Source organism: Klebsiella sp. 141203, assembly GCF_032601985.1.
Lineage (GTDB): Bacteria > Pseudomonadota > Gammaproteobacteria > Enterobacterales > Enterobacteriaceae > Klebsiella > Klebsiella aerogenes.
In genome coordinates, this window is sequence record NZ_JAQIRL010000001.1 from 308,180 (window position 1) to 327,484 (window position 19,305).

Annotated in this window: 19 protein-coding genes; all 19 read right to left on the bottom strand. The window is 57.0% G+C overall.

Annotation, left to right across the window (positions count from 1 at the left end; all coding sequences use genetic code 11):
- Positions 1–24 precede the first annotated feature (24 nt).
- The gene (tssG, locus tag PGR29_RS01565) at positions 25–1,068 is read right to left on the bottom strand and encodes a type VI secretion system baseplate subunit TssG (RefSeq protein WP_087860805.1); all 1,044 of its coding nucleotides are present in this window, start codon (positions 1,066–1,068) and stop codon (positions 25–27) included.
- Positions 1,065–2,936 carry a type VI secretion system baseplate subunit TssF gene (tssF, locus tag PGR29_RS01570; protein WP_015705451.1) on the bottom strand — a complete coding sequence of 624 codons (1,872 nt, stop codon included), beginning with the start codon at positions 2,934–2,936 and terminating at the stop codon, positions 1,065–1,067. Before tssF ends, tssG begins: the two co-directional genes overlap by 4 nt.
- 2 nt (positions 2,937–2,938) lie before the next feature.
- Positions 2,939–3,502: a type VI secretion system baseplate subunit TssE gene (gene tssE / locus PGR29_RS01575; RefSeq protein ID WP_015705452.1), complete on the bottom strand. Its 564-nt coding sequence runs from the start codon at positions 3,500–3,502 to the stop codon at positions 2,939–2,941.
- Complete coding sequence (locus PGR29_RS01580; RefSeq protein ID WP_316423921.1) at positions 3,499–4,293, bottom strand: type VI secretion system accessory protein TagJ; 795 nt, start codon at positions 4,291–4,293, stop codon at positions 3,499–3,501. The genes tssE and PGR29_RS01580 overlap by 4 nt, the downstream gene beginning before the upstream one ends.
- 9 nt (positions 4,294–4,302) lie before the next feature.
- Positions 4,303–5,283 carry a hypothetical protein gene (locus PGR29_RS01585; protein WP_087860808.1) on the bottom strand — a complete coding sequence of 327 codons (981 nt, stop codon included), beginning with the start codon at positions 5,281–5,283 and terminating at the stop codon, positions 4,303–4,305.
- Positions 5,284–5,304: 21 nt separating this feature from the next.
- Positions 5,305–6,099, bottom strand: a complete 795-nt coding sequence (locus tag PGR29_RS01590) for a PP2C family protein-serine/threonine phosphatase (RefSeq protein ID WP_015705455.1) — start codon at positions 6,097–6,099, stop codon at positions 5,305–5,307.
- Complete coding sequence (tagH, locus tag PGR29_RS01595) at positions 6,099–7,826, bottom strand: type VI secretion system-associated FHA domain protein TagH (protein ID WP_087860809.1); 1,728 nt, start codon at positions 7,824–7,826, stop codon at positions 6,099–6,101. The genes PGR29_RS01590 and tagH overlap by 1 nt, the downstream gene beginning before the upstream one ends.
- Before the next feature lie 80 nt (positions 7,827–7,906).
- Positions 7,907–8,314 carry a putative T6SS immunity periplasmic lipoprotein gene (locus tag PGR29_RS01600; RefSeq protein ID WP_213794026.1) on the bottom strand — a complete coding sequence of 136 codons (408 nt, stop codon included), beginning with the start codon at positions 8,312–8,314 and terminating at the stop codon, positions 7,907–7,909.
- Positions 8,315–8,323: 9 nt separating this feature from the next.
- Positions 8,324–8,503 carry a hypothetical protein gene (locus tag PGR29_RS01605; protein ID WP_316423922.1) on the bottom strand — a complete coding sequence of 60 codons (180 nt, stop codon included), beginning with the start codon at positions 8,501–8,503 and terminating at the stop codon, positions 8,324–8,326.
- Between the two features lie 55 nt (positions 8,504–8,558).
- On the bottom strand, positions 8,559–9,041 hold the full coding sequence (locus PGR29_RS01610) for an Hcp family type VI secretion system effector (RefSeq protein ID WP_015366565.1): 483 nt from the start codon (positions 9,039–9,041) through the stop codon (positions 8,559–8,561).
- A 179-nt stretch (positions 9,042–9,220) separates the two neighbouring features.
- Positions 9,221–9,643: a T6SS amidase immunity protein Tai4 family protein gene (locus PGR29_RS01615; RefSeq protein ID WP_113373351.1), complete on the bottom strand. Its 423-nt coding sequence runs from the start codon at positions 9,641–9,643 to the stop codon at positions 9,221–9,223.
- Entirely contained in the window at positions 9,640–10,146 is a 507-nt protein-coding gene (locus PGR29_RS01620) for a type VI secretion system amidase effector protein Tae4 (RefSeq protein ID WP_182941316.1), read from the bottom strand. Before PGR29_RS01620 ends, PGR29_RS01615 begins: the two co-directional genes overlap by 4 nt.
- 16 nt (positions 10,147–10,162) lie before the next feature.
- The gene (locus PGR29_RS01625) at positions 10,163–10,549 is read right to left on the bottom strand and encodes a Rap1a/Tai family immunity protein (protein WP_228302251.1); all 387 of its coding nucleotides are present in this window, start codon (positions 10,547–10,549) and stop codon (positions 10,163–10,165) included.
- 59 nt (positions 10,550–10,608) lie between these two features.
- Entirely contained in the window at positions 10,609–12,108 is a 1,500-nt protein-coding gene (gene tssC / locus PGR29_RS01630) for a type VI secretion system contractile sheath large subunit (RefSeq protein WP_015705459.1), read from the bottom strand.
- Between the two features lie 3 nt (positions 12,109–12,111).
- On the bottom strand, positions 12,112–12,636 hold the full coding sequence (gene tssB, locus PGR29_RS01635; RefSeq protein ID WP_015366559.1) for a type VI secretion system contractile sheath small subunit: 525 nt from the start codon (positions 12,634–12,636) through the stop codon (positions 12,112–12,114).
- Between the two features lie 75 nt (positions 12,637–12,711).
- Positions 12,712–13,722: a type VI secretion system protein TssA gene (gene tssA, locus PGR29_RS01640; protein WP_316423923.1), complete on the bottom strand. Its 1,011-nt coding sequence runs from the start codon at positions 13,720–13,722 to the stop codon at positions 12,712–12,714.
- An 11-nt stretch (positions 13,723–13,733) separates the two neighbouring features.
- Positions 13,734–14,441: a type VI secretion system-associated protein TagF gene (gene tagF / locus PGR29_RS01645; protein ID WP_015366557.1), complete on the bottom strand. Its 708-nt coding sequence runs from the start codon at positions 14,439–14,441 to the stop codon at positions 13,734–13,736.
- A gap of 16 nt (positions 14,442–14,457) precedes the next feature.
- Positions 14,458–18,069: a type VI secretion system membrane subunit TssM gene (gene tssM / locus PGR29_RS01650; RefSeq protein WP_316423924.1), complete on the bottom strand. Its 3,612-nt coding sequence runs from the start codon at positions 18,067–18,069 to the stop codon at positions 14,458–14,460.
- Positions 18,070–18,071: 2 nt separating this feature from the next.
- Positions 18,072–19,301, bottom strand: a complete 1,230-nt coding sequence (locus PGR29_RS01655; protein WP_032714535.1) for a DotU family type VI secretion system protein — start codon at positions 19,299–19,301, stop codon at positions 18,072–18,074.
- Positions 19,302–19,305 lie beyond the last annotated feature (4 nt).

The following is a 19,305-nucleotide window of genomic DNA, read 5'->3' on the forward strand; positions in this document are numbered from 1 at the left end:
AAAGGTGTCAGAGAGCAGACGACATCAGGCGTCGCTCTGCTCCACGCTAAACACTAAATCGCCACGCGGCGCGGGGGCTGGCTGGCGGCCAAGCCAGGTGCTGTAACCCAGTTTGCCGTCGCCGCTGAGGACCGTACCGGGTACTTCATCGCCGCGGATAAGTACCCTGACGTCCCATGCATATTCGATCCCGAGATACTGGCGGACCCAATCGTGTAATTCGTTCACCGCGTTTTCGCCCGGCAAAAAACGGGCGTATTCGGCGGCGCTAAGCGGGCCGATTTCAAGGCGGAATTTATGCTGAACATCGCGTACCGCGACGCCGAGAAACGCCGAGACGCCCAGGCGAGGTAAACGCCTTCCCGCCCCCAGTTGCGCTTGTTCTCGCGAGGTCAGCGGCATCCACTGCGGCACGTTGCTGATAATGTTGACCGGGACTTTGAAGTAATTTCGCAGGATCTTCTCCAGCCCTTCCGGATCCCGACCATGGCGGCTGAGATGGCCTGCGTGGGTGAAACGCGCATGCGGGCTCAGGTCGCCCTTCTCCAGTTGCCCCGGCTGACCCATGCCGATGAGTGAGGCGAGATAGCGCTCAAAGCGGCGGTTATCCGCACGGTCTAACGATACCGTTGGCTGCGCGTCGGCCCAGGCGCGGTAGAACAGTAGTGTCAGGCGGTGGTGAAAGAGATCGGCAAAAGCGCTCAGGCTGTCGTCCTGATGATGATGAATACGCTCGCGGGCGTATTCGGTCATATGAACCGGCAGCGGGCCATTGGGGCCGAACAGACCGAAGCTGAGAATCGATATCTCATGCACCGCGCTATTTTCCCGTTTTTGCGCGCTGGCCAGCGTCGCGGGCGCAAACCCCATTGATGGCGTTTGCCCGATGCGCAGCGATTCAAATTTCGGCAGCGGCGCGCGCCCAAGCGGATAACGTTCGCCCCCTTGCGCGTCAATGCGGCGCAGCAGATGAAAAAGATCGTAGCGCCAGGGCGCGGCGGTAACCTCGCGCCAGAAAACGTCCGCCAGCGGCGTCAGGCGATGAATGGTAGCCAACGTCTCACTCATATCAGCGCCCTTTTCCCCATTCGCGGCGCCCAGTAACCGATTTCGCCGCGCTGCTGGCTACATAAGGTGAATTCGGTAAAGCTGTTGAGCGACACCAGCCGGGCAAAGACCCGTTCCAGTACGCTGCCAAACAGCCACGGGCTGGCGCCGGAAAAAGCGCGCTCATCTACGGTTAAGGTAATGCCGATACCGCGGGCGAAGACGATCGGCCCCGGCTCCGGCACCCGGCGATGAACCGGCTCCAGCACGCAGTGGCGTACCCCTTCGATTTGGCGGGCCACGGCGGTCTCCGCCAGCCCGGCATACAGCCCAAGCAACTGGCGCAGCGCCGCGGCGCCTTCGCCATTTTCACCGTCCATCAGGCTGAGATAGTTCATCTGCAGCTGGCTTATCAGCCGCCAGGTGCTGAGCCCTTCCGCCAGCGCCGGTCGCGGCGGCGTCGGGCCGCTCCGCATTTTCAATGTTTTTACCGGTAGCGAATCCGCCAGCACGAATTGCCCCAGCTCCTGTTGTAGCATCAACGGCAGGTCGCGGCTGGTGCACAGCACCTCGGCGGTGATGTAACGCAGATCTTCCTGCCACGGCGCATGCTGCTCATCGACCAGTGAGACAAAGGTCTCAGAGCCGGTATAGCCGGTGCGCGTGCCATAGCGCAGCGCGTGTTCGGAAAGCACCCGCTGTTCGCGGCGCAGTGAAAAATAAGCGCCGTAATCTCCGGCATCCTTGCTCCATGAACTCCAGAATGGACGGAACTCGCGATCGTCGCGGTGGCCATCGGCGCTGCCGTGAATTTTACTCACCGAATAGATTTCGTAGTCCAGCGGGCGGATGTTATCGACCACCAGATGGTATTCATGTTGGCTGTCGCTCAACGACTGGCGGGCGGCGATTTTCGGAAACAGGTTAATCACCGGCGTGCAGTGCAACGCGAAGTGGTTAGCTTCCACCACTTGTTCCAGCCGGTCGTCGGTTTTATCCAGCAGAATAATGATATCGAAGGATTTTTCTTCCTTGCACTGGCCGATTAACTTGCTGAGGCCGTTAATACTGATAAAGCGGAAGCGCGCCGGGAAGGCAAAGTATTCGTGCAGCAACCGGTAACCGTCAAAATTGCGAAGATCTTCCGGTAACAGCGCCTGATTGGCTGCGAAACCCTCTTGTTGTATAGCCTCTTCGCTCAGCGAAAAACGCAGCGGATCGCGCCCGGTGGTCTGGCACACCACGCCGACCTGGTGGGCAAGAATCAGCTCCAGCAGGCGCAGCGCCTCAATATCCGGGCCGCTTAAGAAAAACGCCAGCCGGTCAAAGGTCAGATGGCCAAGATGTTGAGCCCCTTCACAGCTTATACGCAGGCGCAAAGCGCTGACGGCGCCGCGCTGGCTGAGCCCAAGCGCGGCCAGCGGCACATCGGCGGGGATCCCGCCAAGTTCGGCTTTCTCAATACGCAGCGGCAACAGCGTGACATCGTGCGCGGTGGTGTAGCTACAGGTGACGCCGTTTTTCTTCAGTACCTGGCTGTCCATCATCGTACCGCGCGGCACCACGAAACCTTTACTCAGATCGCCTTTATTGATGTCCGGCTGCAGTTCGGCTATCGCCATCGACGGCGTAGGCGCCAGATAATTGGGCGCGATCATCTCCAGCAGACGTTGTGAAAAGCGCGGGAATTCGGCGTCCATTTTTAGCTGCACGCGGGAAGTCAGAAAGGCAAACCCCTCCATCATCCGCTCAACGTAAGGATCGGCGACCTCAATACCGCGCATGCCCAACCTGCCGGCAACCTTCGGATAGCGTTCGGCGAATTCAGCGCCCATCTCACGCAGATAGGCCAGCTCGCGGTTGTAATATTCAAGCAGTTTGCCTTCCATCGTTACCCCGCGTCTTTCAATTCAAAGTGGCCATTTTCAAGATCCACATCGGTACGGAACAGAAACTCTAATGGATACGGTACGCACCACAGCCGCCCTTTAATTTCAATCGACAGGACGTTATGTAAATCCAGTGACTGGGTATCAGAAATACAGCGGACCTGCAGCCCCTGCGGCAGAATGCGCGGTTCGAAGCTAATAATCGCCTCGGTAAGTTTGCGTTGTATATCCTGCCATTCAATATCCGACATCCGTTTCCCGGCCAGCGGCGCGACGCCGAAATTAACCACCGAACGGCGCACGTGCGCCAACGCGGCCAACGCCTGCGGATCGTCATGATTGATGGTATTAAACAGCCACTGCAGATCGCGCAGCACGTGACGGCGCAGCGTACTGTGGGTGATCAGGTTGCTGTTAAGCGGCTCCGATTTTTTCTGCGGCTGATTATCGGTCAGGCGGTCGAGCAGCGACGGCTGCATCTTATCGCGGGCGCCAATGGTCTCTTGCTTACTACGCGCCTGCCAGCCGCTGCGCAGCGCGTCACCGTCGCGTACCGGTTTGTTCATGCAAAACTCACCACGTCGAGAGAGAGAATCGGGAATTCATCGTTATCGTTAAGCCACACTTTCTGCCCGTGGCCCTGATACAGCGCGCCTTCGTCGTCCAGCGGCTGCCACTCGGTGGCGCGGCCCAGCTGGAAGCGCGCCTCCGCCTGCGGCGTGACAGGGTAACGCGCTGGGATCTGACACACTTGCTCGCTACCATCGGTCAGGCGTACCAGCGCATGGCGCCACACCAGATCGGTGACGCTCGCCGGGGCCTGAAAACGAATTTCGGCGATAGCGGTAAAAGGCAGCCAGCAATACCGTCCATTGAAGATAAGTTCGCAAACCGGGCCCAGACGCGCGTCGCCGTCCATCAACCAGTGAAAAGCGACCGCGGGGGTATCCGCCTGATTGAGATTACCAGGATTAAGGGGCGCCTGTTCAAAGGCGGCCAGCCGCTGTCGCTGGGCGGTTTCTGAATCAGCACAAAGCGCGGAGGCCAGCGCAGACAGCCACGGCCACTGGCTGTCCGGCATCTGCGGGCGGGCGCTGCCGGCAAATACCGCATCGCGCTGCTGCTCGCCCTGAATGCTCTGTTCCAGCAGGGTGACCGTTGGCCTGGCATGCGGCTTCAGCGCCAGCCAGCTTTTTAGCTGCGCCAACGCGCGCGTCCAGTTACCGCTCAGGCATAGAAACTGGACGAACGCCGCACGTAAATCGGCATCGGCGGGACGGCTTTTGATCTCGCTTTCCAGGCGCTGCAGCGCCGCGCCGACGCTTTCGCCAGCCAGCTGTTGATATAGCGTGTTCATCGTTGCTCCTTAGTTCGCCGCGCGCCATGCGCCTGCCGCCGGGTTACGCAGCAGCGGGTGCAGGCCGTCGATCAGCACAACGTTGAGTTTGATATCCGGCGCCAGCCACGGCGTCCAGACGCTACGCGCCGCCTCTATCCGCGCCTGTAGACGCGACGGATCGTTGGCCAGTTCGCGAGACATTTCGATAGCCAGCGTGCCGGTCATCTGCCAACCATTTTGCCCGGGGTCATAAGGCAGGATCATCCAGCTTTGTTGAGCGTTTTCATTGCTGACTACCATGCGTTGGTTATTGACCGCGGTGATCAGAAGTTTGTTGGGGTCAGCGGCGGCATTGAGACCCACCACCGGGAAGCCGTGCACAAACGTCACGGTGCTCTGCTTTTCTTTACCGTTAACGGATTGAGTGATGACGGTGCGACCGCTCAGCCAGCCGCCCTTTTCGCAACTACCGGATTCAACAGCGGGAATGAATAAGGCGGCGGCGCTTTCCTGCCAGAAGGTGCGCAGTCGACAGCCGCCCTGCAATGTGAACTCCTGCCACGGCGTACGGTCGGCGGCGGGAGACAGTTTTTCCGCCTTCTCTTCCGGCGGCAGCCAGGCTGGCGCGACGGGCTTTTCCGCCGCCGCGGTATCGGCCGGCGCGACTTTTACCGCCCATTTTTTGTTTTTCGCCGCGCTACCCTGGGCGATATGCCCGTTGTTAGCATCAACCAGCGTCCAGTTCAGCTGCTGCAAACGCGAACACTGATGCTCCATTAACGCGCCGACGCGCGGCAGGAAGTTATCCAGTATCTTGACGTTCTTGTTGCCGTTGGCGACGATGCGTAGCGCCACTTCATTAGCGCACCAGCTCTGCGCGGTATTGCCCTTGATGTTATCGATCCAGACATCCAGTTTTTGCGAAGGCGATTGCACGATACGGTAGTTTTCCGCCTGCGCGACGCCGGTGGCGGCAAATAGTGCCGCACCCAATATCCAATGTTTCATAAAAATCCTTCTTAGCCTGTCTCAATCCCGCAGGGGGAAAAATTGCGCGGCATCGGCCAGCGAGTGCAGCAGCGTCGCCTCTTCCGGACTGCCCATCCATACCGCGACGGCGCTGTAGTTGTCCTGCGAGGCCTGGTCGCCGTCATTGTTTCTCTGAAGATACTGATTCATCAGGGTTAACCACTCCTGCGGGGTGTTGACCATCTGCAGGGAGGATTTCATCTGCTCTTCGCCAACGCCGTGCCAGAAACCATCGGTACAGAGCAAAAAGGCATCGCCATCTTCGACCGGCACCACATCGCTATAGCTGGCTTCCGCACCGTCGCTGGCCATGCCTAACGCTCGGTACAGTAGGTTGCTGTTAATATCGTCGGTCTGATGTCCGGCATCTTTCATCTGTTGGACCAGACTGTGGTCAGTGGTGACGTGGTACAGCCAGCCGCGGCGAAACAGGTATAACCGGCTATCACCGGCGTGGGCCCAATAGGCCAGCTTATAATCGCGATCGATAAACAGGCTCACCAGCGTGGTGCCCATTCGCCGATAATCCGGCGTCGCCTGCTGTTGCTGGAGAATGGCGCCGTTGGCCTGCTGTACATACTGGCGAATGGTCTGGGCGTTCAGATGATTATCGCCGTCAAACCGATCCAGAATCGCGTTGCGCGCCAGTTCCGCCGCCACCTCGCCGCCGGGCAACCCGGCAATACCGTCGCAGACCACAAAGCAGGCGGAGCGCTCACCCACGCATTCGCCGGTCTGATCCTGATTGCTGGCGCGCGTTCCCTGGCGGGAAAGAGAAGCCGTGGTAATGTCCATTATTCTTCCGATCCGCTCTGTGAGTCTTTGTACTGATTCACTTCCATGTCATAGGCATAGAGGAACGCTTCGCCAAACAGGGTGTGGAAATCGTCTTCAATTTCCCCGGCGGTTTCGCCGTAGGTACGGACAAAATAGTCCCATAACGCCGCTTTGCGGCTGGCCGGAAGCGCCAGGCGCGAAGTATGGCCATCGCGCTTAGCCTCTTCTTCCAGCTGCTCGGGATTAAAGGACTGCAGCATCGCGGCAATAATGGCGCGGATCCCCGAGATCATCCCTAACTGATGGGCCTGCAGGTCAATCAACGCATCGCGTACCGATTTTTTCGGCGGCATAAAGCCCGGCATCCGCGCGCCGAACATCTGCATCAGCACGGTTTTGCCCGAAGGCAACAGCTTGAACGGGTTATTGGCGTCGTCCAGTACCATGGTCATATCGGCTTTGACGCCGCGTTTGAGGATCGAACGCGAAGAGAGCAGCGCGACGGTGCCCTGCGAGAACATGCTCAGCATTTGACCAAGCTGACGCATATTCTCTTTGTCGAACTGCGGCACCGGCTGCATATCGCCGAGCCCCATGCCTTCCAGTAAGGCTTCCAGTAGCTCTCCCTGCAGCACTTCGCCGTTACCCGGCTGCGGCGTGCTGGTCGCCTGATGTTCATGACGTACGGGATCGATACGCAAGCGCCCTTTTGGCGTCTGGGCGGCTTGCCGCGCCACGGCCTGCGGCGTCGGTAAGGTTATTTCCGGCGCTTCTTCGCGCGCTGCCGCGGGCGGCTCCTGCGGCGGCTGGGTCATTAATAATGGCGAATCAAAAGCGGCATCAGGCTCGTCGGCAACCGTTTTAGCAGGCTCATCGTTGCTGAAGGCATCTACCGATGTCAGCGGCGCGCCGCCCATTAGCCCCAGCGGATCGTCATGACGCGCGGTTTTAGCGCTCGCGTCGCCGCCGAAGAGCGCCAGCGGATCCAATTCTGCCTGCGGCTCATCGGCGACAGGCTGAGCCGGTTTTTCAACTGGCGGCACCAGCGTCGTTGGCGTAACGTCGGCAAAAATACTGTCGCGATCAAATGGGGTGTCATCGGCAAACAGGTCGTCCGTCGCCACCGGCGGGCGCTCAAACAGCGGTTCGCTATCAGCGAACATCGCCAGCGGATCTTCCGGATTACGTTCGGCAGGCTTCGGCTCAGCGAAGGGATTCGGCGCATTATCGGCCTGCGGCTTAGCCCGGCTGCTGGAAATACTGTCGGCAATCGAGAATTCCTGCATCAGGCTATCCCAGATTTCTGACGGCACCGCGGTTGGCGCGGCTTCCGCCACGGTGGGCGCTGCGGATGGCGCAGGTGTTGACGGTTTCGCAGTGACAGGCGGCTGACCGCTCGCCGCCATTCGGCTTATCGGTTGGCTATCCTGCAGCAGATCGCTGACTTCGATACGATAGTCGTCAATGGCGAGGATATCGCCATCCTGGAGTTCAACCTGACGCCCCCGCTCCAGCGGGATCTCGTTGAGTACCACCCGCGTCACGTTGCCGCGATTGGTAATTTTGCACTCGCCGTCTGCCGCCACGTGAACGATGGCCTGCAGGCGAGAAATGGCGCGGTCGTCATCCGGCAGCACCAGGTTATTGTCCGTGCCGCGCCCAATGGTACCGCCCGGCGCGTAAAAGTCACAGCTGCCCTGCGGGGGCTGATGACCGGCTTTGGTCGAAATAATCGTGAATCGCATAGCCTATTCCTGCTGATATGATTGGCGCACAAACGCTGCCGCTCTCGAAATAAGAACGGCGGCGTTTGCGGGGACACATTTTATTCAGTTTGTGTAAGCTTAAATTGCCCTGAAGCACTTTCTACTAAGGAGAATCGAGCACCATAACGAACGGAATCGTTTTTACCAGACACTTTTAGTGCAACATCATATTCTCCAGCTTGCCATGTAATACCACTCCATTGGTGGCACTGCTGGCTATTTAACATCGCGGTAGGGCTGAACGTCGCTGGCGGTGATATTGGTTTCCATTCATTGGCCGTTTTTTTCATAATGGTGGGCGAAGAACTAGTGATAGGCGCATCCAGCCCTGAGTTAACGGGGAGAGCAAAACAAGGTTCATTGTTTTTTAGTGTTACTGAAAACGTCTGATATTGTGCCGGGTGAGGTACACAGGCGTTTATCATGATTGTGAACGCCAATATAATAAAAAATTTACTCATAACCATGCCCGCCGATCAATACATTTCACCATTAGGCGTCATTACAACATTATTTGATTGCATGTTAAATGGTAAGTAAATTTTATTATGTTCTTTAACTTCAGAATATTTTATTGCGTCGCCAAAAACCAAACGTGCTAATGCTATCTCGCCGATAGTAAGAGAACGATAACCCCCTTCCTGCAAATTTGCCATGTATCCTTCCTCCTTGATTGAGAATGGCCGGGGAAAATCCCCGGCACGTAGGCAATTATGCTTCTTTATTTTCTTTGATATTCCAGCCGGCGCTGCTTTCTGCCCCTTTACCGCCAGCGGAAGTCTGCTCCCAGTACTGCTGTTTCACTTTCGCCGCCTGGAAGGCATAGGTTACGCCAACGGTGTCGCCGTTATCGGCGCCGGTGTACTGCACGGAAGTCACCAGTACATCTTCGAGGGTGATTCGCGCATATTCAACCTGCTGACCACCGGCTTTGCAGACCGAAAGTTCAACTTTGGTCAGGTGCTTGCCGCTGGAGCAGTGCTTCAGAATCGCGGTGGTGGATTTGTCGATCAGCGCATTTACGTGCAGGTCGTTGAAATTCACTTTACCCGCACCGCCACCGCCGCCCACGCTCATATTACCCGGCTGGGATGCGCCCCAGGAAAAAGAGGTAATATCAGTCCAACCGGTGTGATTAGAATCTTTTGATTCACCGGTTACACCCTCGACCTTCAGAAACATATCAATAGCCATAATATCTACTCTTCGTTAATGAAAATTATTGCTTTCGAAAAAGCACTTATATGGCAAACAGGAAAGCATGGGGCTGAATAAAACCATCCATATTTTACCTCTGCCTCAGAGCAACAGGCTTAAGCCCATTGCTGGTCTTAACACTCATGCTGTGAAATAGCAGGAATGCAAAGTTGAAATTAATGCGGGTTATCCTGATTCCAGGTTTTATTAGGATCACCGATGATTATCTGCGAAGTTAATTGATCCAGTTCCGTACTATGATAAAGGCGCAAACAATTCAAAGTGACGCCCTGAATTGCGGGTTGTCTCTCGGAATGAAAGTCATTGGTGGCACTTTTGTATTTAGTAATAATGGCGTTAATTTTGTCATTACCGTTTTCAATATCGAAAGGCACCCACTCCAGCAACGCATTGCTACTGCGCGCAGCATCCACAGAAAACTGACTTTTATCATCGGCTACCTGCGCCAGACAGCGGGATAAAACCACGTCTTTAACAACCTGCTTATAGGGTAGCTGTTTAACAAACAATACCGGGTCGTCCCAGGCATAAGCCGACGCACTGCTAGCAAGCAGCAGACTGATAATGATTCTGTTCATGGCAACTCCCAAAAATTGGCTTTGGTCGTCGTGTAATTAGTGTCCTGGGCATTGAAATAACAGTGATCCGAACAGGTTAAGCCATTCCAAAAAGTGGCATGGCCAGCGGCATCGCTCCAGCCCTGTACTTCGAACAAAATCACGCCTTTTGTATTAGCCAACTGCTGAACGGGTAAAGAAGGATAACTAACGATCATATCGGGGTTACCCCACTGGCGGGTCAGCCAGGCGATAACATCTTTAACCCGGAAGAAATACCATTTGTTATCTGCGCCAGATACTGTCAGTCCGGCAATACGCGGCACTGGATGCCCGGTATAGTTCAACACATAGCTCATGCGTACGGCACAGCTATTTGACCAGCCACCCTGCTGTTCCGGTATTTCAAAGTTGTGTTTCACTTTTCCACCGATGACTCGCTTAACTTTACCAATAGGATCGTTAGCGTCGTAAATGCGCGTTGCCGCCGCCCATGCGGCAACAAAAGAAGGTCTGGCGTTCATTTTTATTCTCCAGTGGTTATCCATGACAAGGCAACTCCTTCGCCAACGCTTCGGTAATCAGCATCGCCGCAGGCTGTTTTATTCGCTCGTCGGGCAGCTTTTTGAAATAGCTGTAGACGCTTTCTCGAAGCGATCCCGGCAGTGCCTGCTGATAACCGCACCAGGCTTTACCTTCTGTTGCATCCATCACGCCAAGCAGATACATATTGGCCTTTAACTGCTGCTGGGTATTGTCTTGCGCCAGCCAGGCCTTGAGAAACTTTTCGCCGCTCAACCGCACATCATTACGTGATAGTTGATTGGGATCGCGTAGTAAATTGGCGGAATCATCAGCCGCCTGGACGACAGTAAATGGCGTCAGCACCGTGAGCAGTCCCAGCGTGCAGAGTGGTAATAATTTCATTTCTTTACCTCCTTCCATGGCGTTGTACCTGCCGGGAGTCGCCTCCCGGCGGCATCATATTACGCTTCCTTGGTTTTCAGCGACGGCAGCTTGGAAACCAGACGCAGCGACACGGTAAGCCCTTCCAGCTGGTAGTGCGGACGCAGGAAGAACTTCGCGGTGTAGTAACCCGGGTTGTCTTCGATCTCCGCTACCTGCACTTCAGCGGCCGCCAGCGGTTTGCGCGCTTTGGTCTCCTGCGACGAGTTAGCCGGATCGCCATCGACATAGTTCATCACCCAGTCGTTCAGCCAGCGTTCCATGTCATCGCGCTCGCGGAAGGAGCCGATTTTGTCGCGCACAATGCACTTCAGGTAGTGAGCAAAACGGCAGCAGGCGAACAAGTACGGCAGACGCGCAGCCAGACGGGCGTTGGCCGTGGCGTCGGCATCATGATATTCCGCCGGTTTCTGCAACGACTGCGCGCCGATAAAGGCGGCAAAGTCGGAGTTTTTGCGATGGATCAGCGGCATAAAGCCGTTTTTCGCCAGCTCCGCCTCGCGGCGATCGCTGATGGCGATCTCGGTCGGGCATTTCATGTCCACGCCGCCATCGTCGCTCGGGAAGGTGTGGCAAGGCAGATTTTCCACCGCGCCGCCGGATTCCACGCCGCGAATGGAGGTGCACCAGCCAAACTCTTTGAAAGAGCGGTTAATGTTCGCCGCCATCGCATACGCCGAGTTGGCCCACGCGTAATTGTTGTGATCCGCGCCGTCGGTCTGCTCTTCAAAATCAAAACTGTCCACCGGGTTGGTTCGAATCCCGTAAGGCAGGCGCGACAGGAAGCGCGGCATCACCAGCCCCAGATAACGCGCGTCTTCCGACTCGCGCAGCGAACGCCAGGCGGCGTATTCGGTATTCTGGAAGATTTTGGTGAGGTCGCGCGGGTTCGCCAGCTCCTGCCAGGACTCCATCTGCATCACTTCCGGTGCGGTACCGGTAATAAACGGACAGTGCGCAGCCGATCCGATACGCGCCATTTCACCCAGTAATTCCACATCCTGCGGACTATGGTCGAAATAGTAATCGCCGACGATGCAGCCGAATGGCTCGCCGCCAAACTGGCCGTACTCCTGTTCATAAATTTTCTTAAAGATCGGGCTCTGGTCCCAGCCCACGCCTTTGTAGCGCTTCAGGGTACGCCCAAGCTCCTGCTTGGAGATGCTCATAAAGCGGATTTTCAGCATCTCGTCGGTTTCGCTGTTGTTGACCAGGTAGCTCAGGCCGCGCCATGCGCTTTCCAGTTTCTGGAACTCGTCATGATGCAGGATCTGATTCACCTGGCGCGACAGCTGCTCATCGATACCGGCAATCAGGTTTTGAATGGTGCGATAGGTGTCGTTGGAGAACGTGACGGTGTTTTCCAGCGCCTGCTGCGCGAGGGTTTTTACCGCGCTCTCAACGGCGGAACGCGCCTGGTCGGTTTTCGGGCGAAACTCTTTGTTCAGCAGCGCGCTGAATTCATCCTGGCTAAAGGCCTGGCTGGACTGCTGCTCATGTTGTTGAGTCGGGTTGCTCATCGATTACTCCTCGCTACCTTTCGCACTGTCGTCTTGTTTCGGCATCTGGCTCAACGATTTGAGCAGCGTCGGATCCTGCAAAATTTTGGCAATCAGCTCTTCCGCGCCGTTTTTACCGTCCATGTAGGTGAGCAGATTTGAAAGCTGGGTACGGGCTTCCAGCAGTTTGTTCAGCGGCTCCACTTTGCGGGCCACGGCATCCGGCAGGAAGTCGTCCATGCTGTCGAAGGTTAAGTCGACGTTCAGTTTGCCTTCGTTGGTCAGCGTATTGTCGACCTGGAAAGCGACGCGCGGTTTCAGCGCTTTCATACGTTCGTCGAAGTTATCAATGTCGATGTCGAGGAACTTACGTTCATCGACCGCCGGTTGATTGTCGACCGGTTTACCCACCAGATCCGCCATCACCCCCATTACAAACGGAAGCTGGATTTTGCGTTCCGCACCATAAATCTCTACGTCGTACTCGATCTGTACGCGGGGCGCACGGTTGCGTGCGATAAATTTCTGCCCACTTTTACTTATTGCCATGATGTTCTCCATCGAAGATGCGCGGTAAAGGTTGAGCGCCAGACCTTATGCCTGTCGCCATAATGTCCGGACGCGTCAGTCGCGACGTCCAAAAATGTTTTCCAGTTGATGAACGCCGTCCGGCGCTAAATCGCGGATGATGTCCATAAAATCCAGCTCAATCAGCCGCTGTACCCGTTCAATCATCAGCGGCGCGGGGTGACTCGGTTCGTGCTGAGCGAAGTACTGTTTTACTTTTTCCAGCATCTGCTGCGCCTCGGCGCGGCTGCTGATTTGCGCGCTGCGCCAGTCAACGGCAGACGGCGGCGGCACGTCGGGAATCGCTTGATGTTCACTCACGGCACTCTCCTCGCGGGCCCCGTGAAAGGACGAAATATCGGTTATCTGGCAGGCGCCGGCGACGATACCGACGGTCTTCTGCAACTGTTCCATTTCCGGCACGCCGCTTTCACCCAGACAATCGCTTAATAGTTCGCGGATGGTCTGCAAGCGCTGGTGAATGGCGAGGATGGCGTCAATCCCCGGCTGTCCGCCGCGGGCCAGTTCATCAATCAATCGCGAACGGCCGCCGGGATAATCCGCGCATTCGGTTTTACTGCCATCGAGCAGCGCCTGCGCATCGCGCAATAGCAGTTCATCGCCATTACTGCGTAACAACACGGCATTGCGTAACGCGCTGGTCAGCGCTGATTTATCACTCAGCCCCGCGAGCGCATTGATGCGGTAAAACGGATCAGTTTCGCCATACTCTTCCAGCAGCGGATAGATAGGCTGCCAGTAAAGCGACAGCGCCTGTTGCACCAGCAGCAGGCCATCTGCGTAACCACTCAGGCCGCGGCGTTTTGTCCACGCCTGAGTCAGCGCCAGCATGACGCGTAAATCTTTGGTGCGGCTAAGTAGCCCAGCCGCCAGCTTTTCTACCGTCGTCCAGTCAGCGGGTTCCGCCGGGATAATGGTGTCGCCAAACTGCTGCTCGGCTTTACCCTGCATCGCTTGTTCCATTGCCTGGAAATCGGCGTCATATTCGAGGTTTTCACCGCAGGGCTGCTCCGCGCTAACCGGAGCAAGGAATTCATCAATATTCATGGCCTACCTGCTTATTCAAACATCGGCGGATACAGACCGTGACGGCCCGGTCTCGCGCCACCGGCGGGATCAAACAGCAGCGTGAACAGCTGGCCGGTCAAATTACCGCTATGGACGTGGGTATAGAGCGGATAACCATCGGCGCGGTTGGTCCACCAAAAACTGGTCTGACGCTGCGGATCAAAACAGTCCGCCGCCTGCTGCCAACCAAGGGAGCTTTGCCCATCTTGCTGATAGCCAATCACGTCGAGTATTTCCGAACGCTTTTCCGCCTCTACCAGCTTTGGCGCCGGAATGGCGAGTAGCGCCTGGTCAAGTTGTTCAGCGGAAAAGCCATTACGTACCGCATGCAGCAGCGTTCTGCCCACTTGCTGATACCACTCTCCGGCCTGAGTGAGGATAGAAGGCGACCACTCCAGCGGGTTGAAGGCCATTTGCGCGCAGATAGGATACTGGCGGCCTACCCGGTCGCGTCCGGGGATCAGACACCCCATCTGCACCATCTGGCCGCTCAACATCGGCGGGACGATAAAATTCCACACCGGCGCGTTGCTGAACTGGCGTTCGCCGCTACGCTGTTGCTCCTGTTGCCAGGCCAACAGCCCCACCTGAAACCATTGCGACCACTGGCGAACCAGCATGTCCGGAAATCGACGTTGTAAAAAATCGCCGGTACTGGGGAGTTTCCCGTACCAGCTCATCGCAGGGGCGTGAGTCATTCGGCTTTCCTTGCGGTTATGGACATGAGAAACGGGGAAGCTGGAACGGATTGCGAATACTGTTCGGCGCAAACTCCAGCGTGACCTGATAACCATCGACGTTAAACGTTGCCTGACGGCTCAAACTGCTGCTGCCGGGCGCGGTGCGCGCTTTATCAAAGAAGCGGTTCAGCGCCCATGAGCCGCTGGTCACCAGCGTCGAGGTGGTACCATCGGCCAGACCGAGTTGCATACGCACCTGATTGGTGCCGCCCGGCCCTGGCCAGCTCATCATTTGCACCGCCTGCGGACCGTGGCTGTAGCGCAACTGCTGGCCATCAACATCCAGCGTCAGATTGAGGATCCGGTTGTCCATACTGATGGTGCGCACCGTCACTTTAAATGACGGCGTGGTCGCGCCATTGGCAAAGAACGCGTCGCGGATCGATTGCGCCTGCTGGAAAGGCCTTAATAACCCTTCACTACCCGGCAACGTTTTGCCATCGATGCCGGGCATAAAACGCCAGCTGGACTGCGTGGTATCGACTTTATTGGTCAGGTTGTCACGGAAGAAGGTATCCATCATGCCGGTGCCCGGCGCGAACATACGCGCCAGATCGTCCGGCGTGACTTCGCTACTGGCGCTGCGAACCAGCGGATAGCGCCCGGCGATAGCCTGGCGGCAGAAACCGCCGACCTCCACGCTAATCCGTTTACGTACGTTTTCGAGATCGCGGCGCTGGGTATCACTACTGGCGCCGACCGCCATTTTGCTGAACATGGTTTGCAGGCCGCCCGGTAAGCGCCCGGCGCTGGCCTGCAGACGGCTAATGGCATCGCCGCCCGGCGGTTGCATACCGCTGTTGGCGGCATCCTGTACCGCGGTCAGGTAGCGATAAAGTTCGTCGATCTGTTTGAGGAAATCATCGAACACAATCGTTTTGCCGCCCTTTTCCAACGGCTGCGCCAGCTCGATCAGCGGCGCGTAGTGTTCGGTTACCAGCTGTTCCGGCGTCTGGCTAAGCGCCGCGCCCTGGGTTGCGCCGCCCTCATCATGGCGGAAAAGCGCTTCCAGCGTTCGGGTCGCACGGTTGCCCTGCTCGGCTGAACTTTCGCTTTTAACCGTATCCGGCTCGGCGCGCGCCAGGTTCAGCACCTGACTCAGGTTGATAACCAGACGGCGCAGCGGCGAGTTACTGGCTGAAAGCAGACGCGCGGTGTTGATCCGCGATGACAGATCGGCGCTATTGTTGAGCTGAATATCGGCAAGGAAGCGATCCCAGTTGGCGATAAAATCACGCATATAGAGCTGACGGACGGCGTTATCGGTTTGCTGTTTATCTTCCGACGCGCTGGCGGCGCCCAGCACCCAGATATCATCTTCATGCAGCGCGCTGGTGACGTTATCGATCTGTTTATTGAACACCTTCCAGTAGCCATCTGGCGTGTACAGACCGGGCACGCCTTCCGCGATCGGCGTACCGCTTTTACGCGAGAACACCAGTTCGCTCTGCGGCCCGCCGAGCGTCGCCAGCGAGACCGCTTTCAGATTGTCGTCATGCTCAAGCAGACGTTTCAGCCGACCATACACTCTTGAGGAGAGCGGCTGCTGGTTAATCAACGCCCGTTCGCGGGCGATCAGCGCATCGTCTTTGGCATACGGCGATGACTGGATTTGCGGTTCCAGTAGCTGGACCAGATGCCCTTCCAGCTGCTGAAGCTGCGTCTGCGTCACGTTTTGCGGCAGGTTACGCTGCAGGTTAAGCATCACCCAGGAGAGTAAAAACTTGCCGTCATACTGCTTGGGCTGATAGAGCATTTGATAGGCTTTCAACGCCTCGTAGCTATATTCGGCGTCACTGCCATTGTCGTTACGCAACCAGGTAGTGATACGCATGGCGACATCCGGTAGCAGCATTTGCTGTAGCGCTTTTTGATACAGCGTCTGCGAGGCGTCGCTGACATCATTACCGCGGTAGAGTCCCATCCGGCGGCTAACCGGCGGGTCGTTGACGTCAAAGTCGGCGCTCTTCGGCAATTCCAGCAGGCCGTTGAGTAGCGGCAGCATGGCGAACAGATCGCGCTGCTCGGGGTTTTGCAGCGCTTTGCTCTGCTGCTCAACCTGCGGCACCTTCGCCGAGACTTCTTCCAGGTAGGCCTTATTTTTGCCGTAGCTGGTCAGCCACAGTACGCATGAAATGATTAACAGCGCCGCGAGCGCCGCATAGCCTGACCAGATCGCTGCGCGGTTACGCAGTTCCCACCAACGGTTCTGCCCGGCGATGCCGGCTTCCTGGAAAATCACGTTTTGCAGCAGGTTTTTAATGAAATAACTCTGGCCTTTGGCGCCGGGGATCGGCGCTTCTTTACTGACCGAGTCCCAGTTGTCGTTTTCATTTCCCTGCGGCAAAGACAGCGCGCGATTGAGTTCACCCATCACGCGGTCGAACGGTAACCCTTCCTGGGTGCCGCTGGCGAAATAAATGCCGCGCGGCGAAAACTCGGTTTCAAAGTTAGAGCGGGCAAAGACGGTACTAAGATAGTCCGCTAACAGCGGCCGCAACGCCGCAAACTCTTGCGGGAACAGCCAGGCTTCGGCGCGGGTTTTGGCGTCATGCTCTTGCAGCATTGTATCCGGCAGCCCGGCTTCAAGCCGCTGTTGCAGTAACGCAAACTCCTGGGTAAAGCGGCCCATCAGGTCGAAGTCAGCAACGCTTGCCTGCTCCCACGGGAAAGTGAAGCCCCAGATTTGATCGCGCTGCGCCTTGTCGTAATCGGCAAACCAGGCGCGGAAGCCTTTAAGCAGGTCGGCCTTCGTCACCAGTACGTACACCGGGAAACGAATACCCAACTGTTCATGTAGTTCAGAGAGACGCTGGCGCAGATTAACCGCCTGCTGCCGCGAGGCCTCCGTCGATTGCGTTAACAGATCGGAGATACTTACCGTGACGATAACGCCGTTAATTGGCTGGCGGCGGCGGTATTTCCGCAATAACCCCATAAACTTCAGCCACTCGCTGGCGTCCTGCGCCTGCTCGCTCTCCTGGGTGGTATAGCGCCCGGCGGTGTCCAGCAGCACGGCTTCGTTGGTAAACCACCAGTCACAGTTGCGCGTGCCGCCGATGCCGCGTAACGCCGTTTTACCGAAGCGGTCGGCCAGCGGAAACTGCAGCCCGGAGTTGGCTAAGGCTGTGGTTTTACCGGAGCCGGATGCGCCAATAATCACATACCACGGCAGCTGATACAGATAGTGGGTGCTAAACCGCTGGGTCCACTGACCATTACCGGTTTTGCTGAAGTGCGCTTTTTTCAACATTTGCGCGGCTTCATCAAAGCGATCGGCGAGGATCTGGTCTTCGCTATTGAGGCGCTGCTGCGGATCGTTGCCCTTCGGCGTGTCTTCCTTCAGGTTATCCATCAGCTTGCGGTTGAGCCAGGCGTTGTACAGACGCGGCAGAATGTGGCTTTGCGCCCAGATGAGGTACACCAGCGCAATAGATATAACGCGGTTTTGTTCCGACTCCAGCGGCCGGGTATCGACAATCGACAATAGCGGGCCAATCATCCAGATGACGGCCGCCACCGCCGTGGCGCCGAGAAAACCCCATAGCAGCCGGTTGGTCAGTATGGAAAGCAGAAGTGTCAGCATCCTTAATTTCCTTGGGGCAATCCGTTCAGCTCAGCCCGGGTATTATCGGGCGACACCAGCAGAGTAATTTCCACACGGCGGTTACGGGCACGGTTCTCAGGAGTGGTATTCGGCGCGATGGGGTTCATTTCCCCTCGCCCTTCGGCTTTTACGCGTTCGGGCTGCGTCAGATGATTTTGCAGCTGTTTTTGTACCGAACGCGCGCGTTCCAGGGACAGCTCGTAGTTCGAGGCAAAGCGCGCGCTGCGGATAGGCACGTTATCGCTATAGCCGACCACCAGAATGCGGCCGCTGACGTTGTTCATCGCTTGCGCAATACGGTCAATGACCGGGTCGTAGCGATCGCGCACCACCGTTGAGGCCGAAGCAAAGAGCCCGTCGCCTTTGAGGATCACCACGCTGCGGTCCGCTTCGTCACGGACCGCAACCAGCCCTTCGGCAATTTCCGGGCGCAGAAAACCTCGCAGGTTAAGTACCGCCGGCAATTTTTCCGCCGGCTGAGCAATCGACGCTTCCGGCAACGGCGTCTGGTAAATTTTCGCCAACACCGGGTTGGTGGCATCGCCAAGCCGCCAGTTAAGAATGATATAGAACAGACAGGCGGCGAACCCCGCCAGCGCGACGCAGGCCCATAGCGGCACCACCGGACGCCACAGTTTACGCAACACCGGGCGATCCTCGCCGTGAACCGATAACGGCGGCGCATAGCCGCCGCGTACGCCGCAAATCATCTGCCACAGGCGCTGTTTGATGGTTTCCAACTGCGTGCGGCCGTTATCCATTACCCGGTAGCGCCCTTCAAAACCGAGCAACAAACAGTAGTTGATCAGTTCCAAAAGATTGATGTGTTCGCGTGGATTCTGCGAAAGGCGCGCCAATAGCTGGAAGAACTTCTCCCCGCCCCAGGTTTCGTTATGAAAGGTCACTAAAAGACCACTGCCCGACCAGACGCCGCTACTCCCCCATGGCGTCAAGGCCGCCGCCTCGTCCAGTGCGGTACACAGGCAGTAACGAGCGCCGACTATCACTTCGTAGGGTAACCCCGCCTGCTGACCGCGCACTTCAAAACGGCGGATTTCATCAATCAAACGCTGGCGCAAACCGGCCTGGTCATCGTGAGATACCGAATGACGGATCTGGGGGATCGCATTTAGCAATGGGTTGGCGGCCGTCACCAGGGGATTATTGCCGCTTACGCCATGGCTGGCAGCGGCCTGTTGTTCCTGCATCATCAAC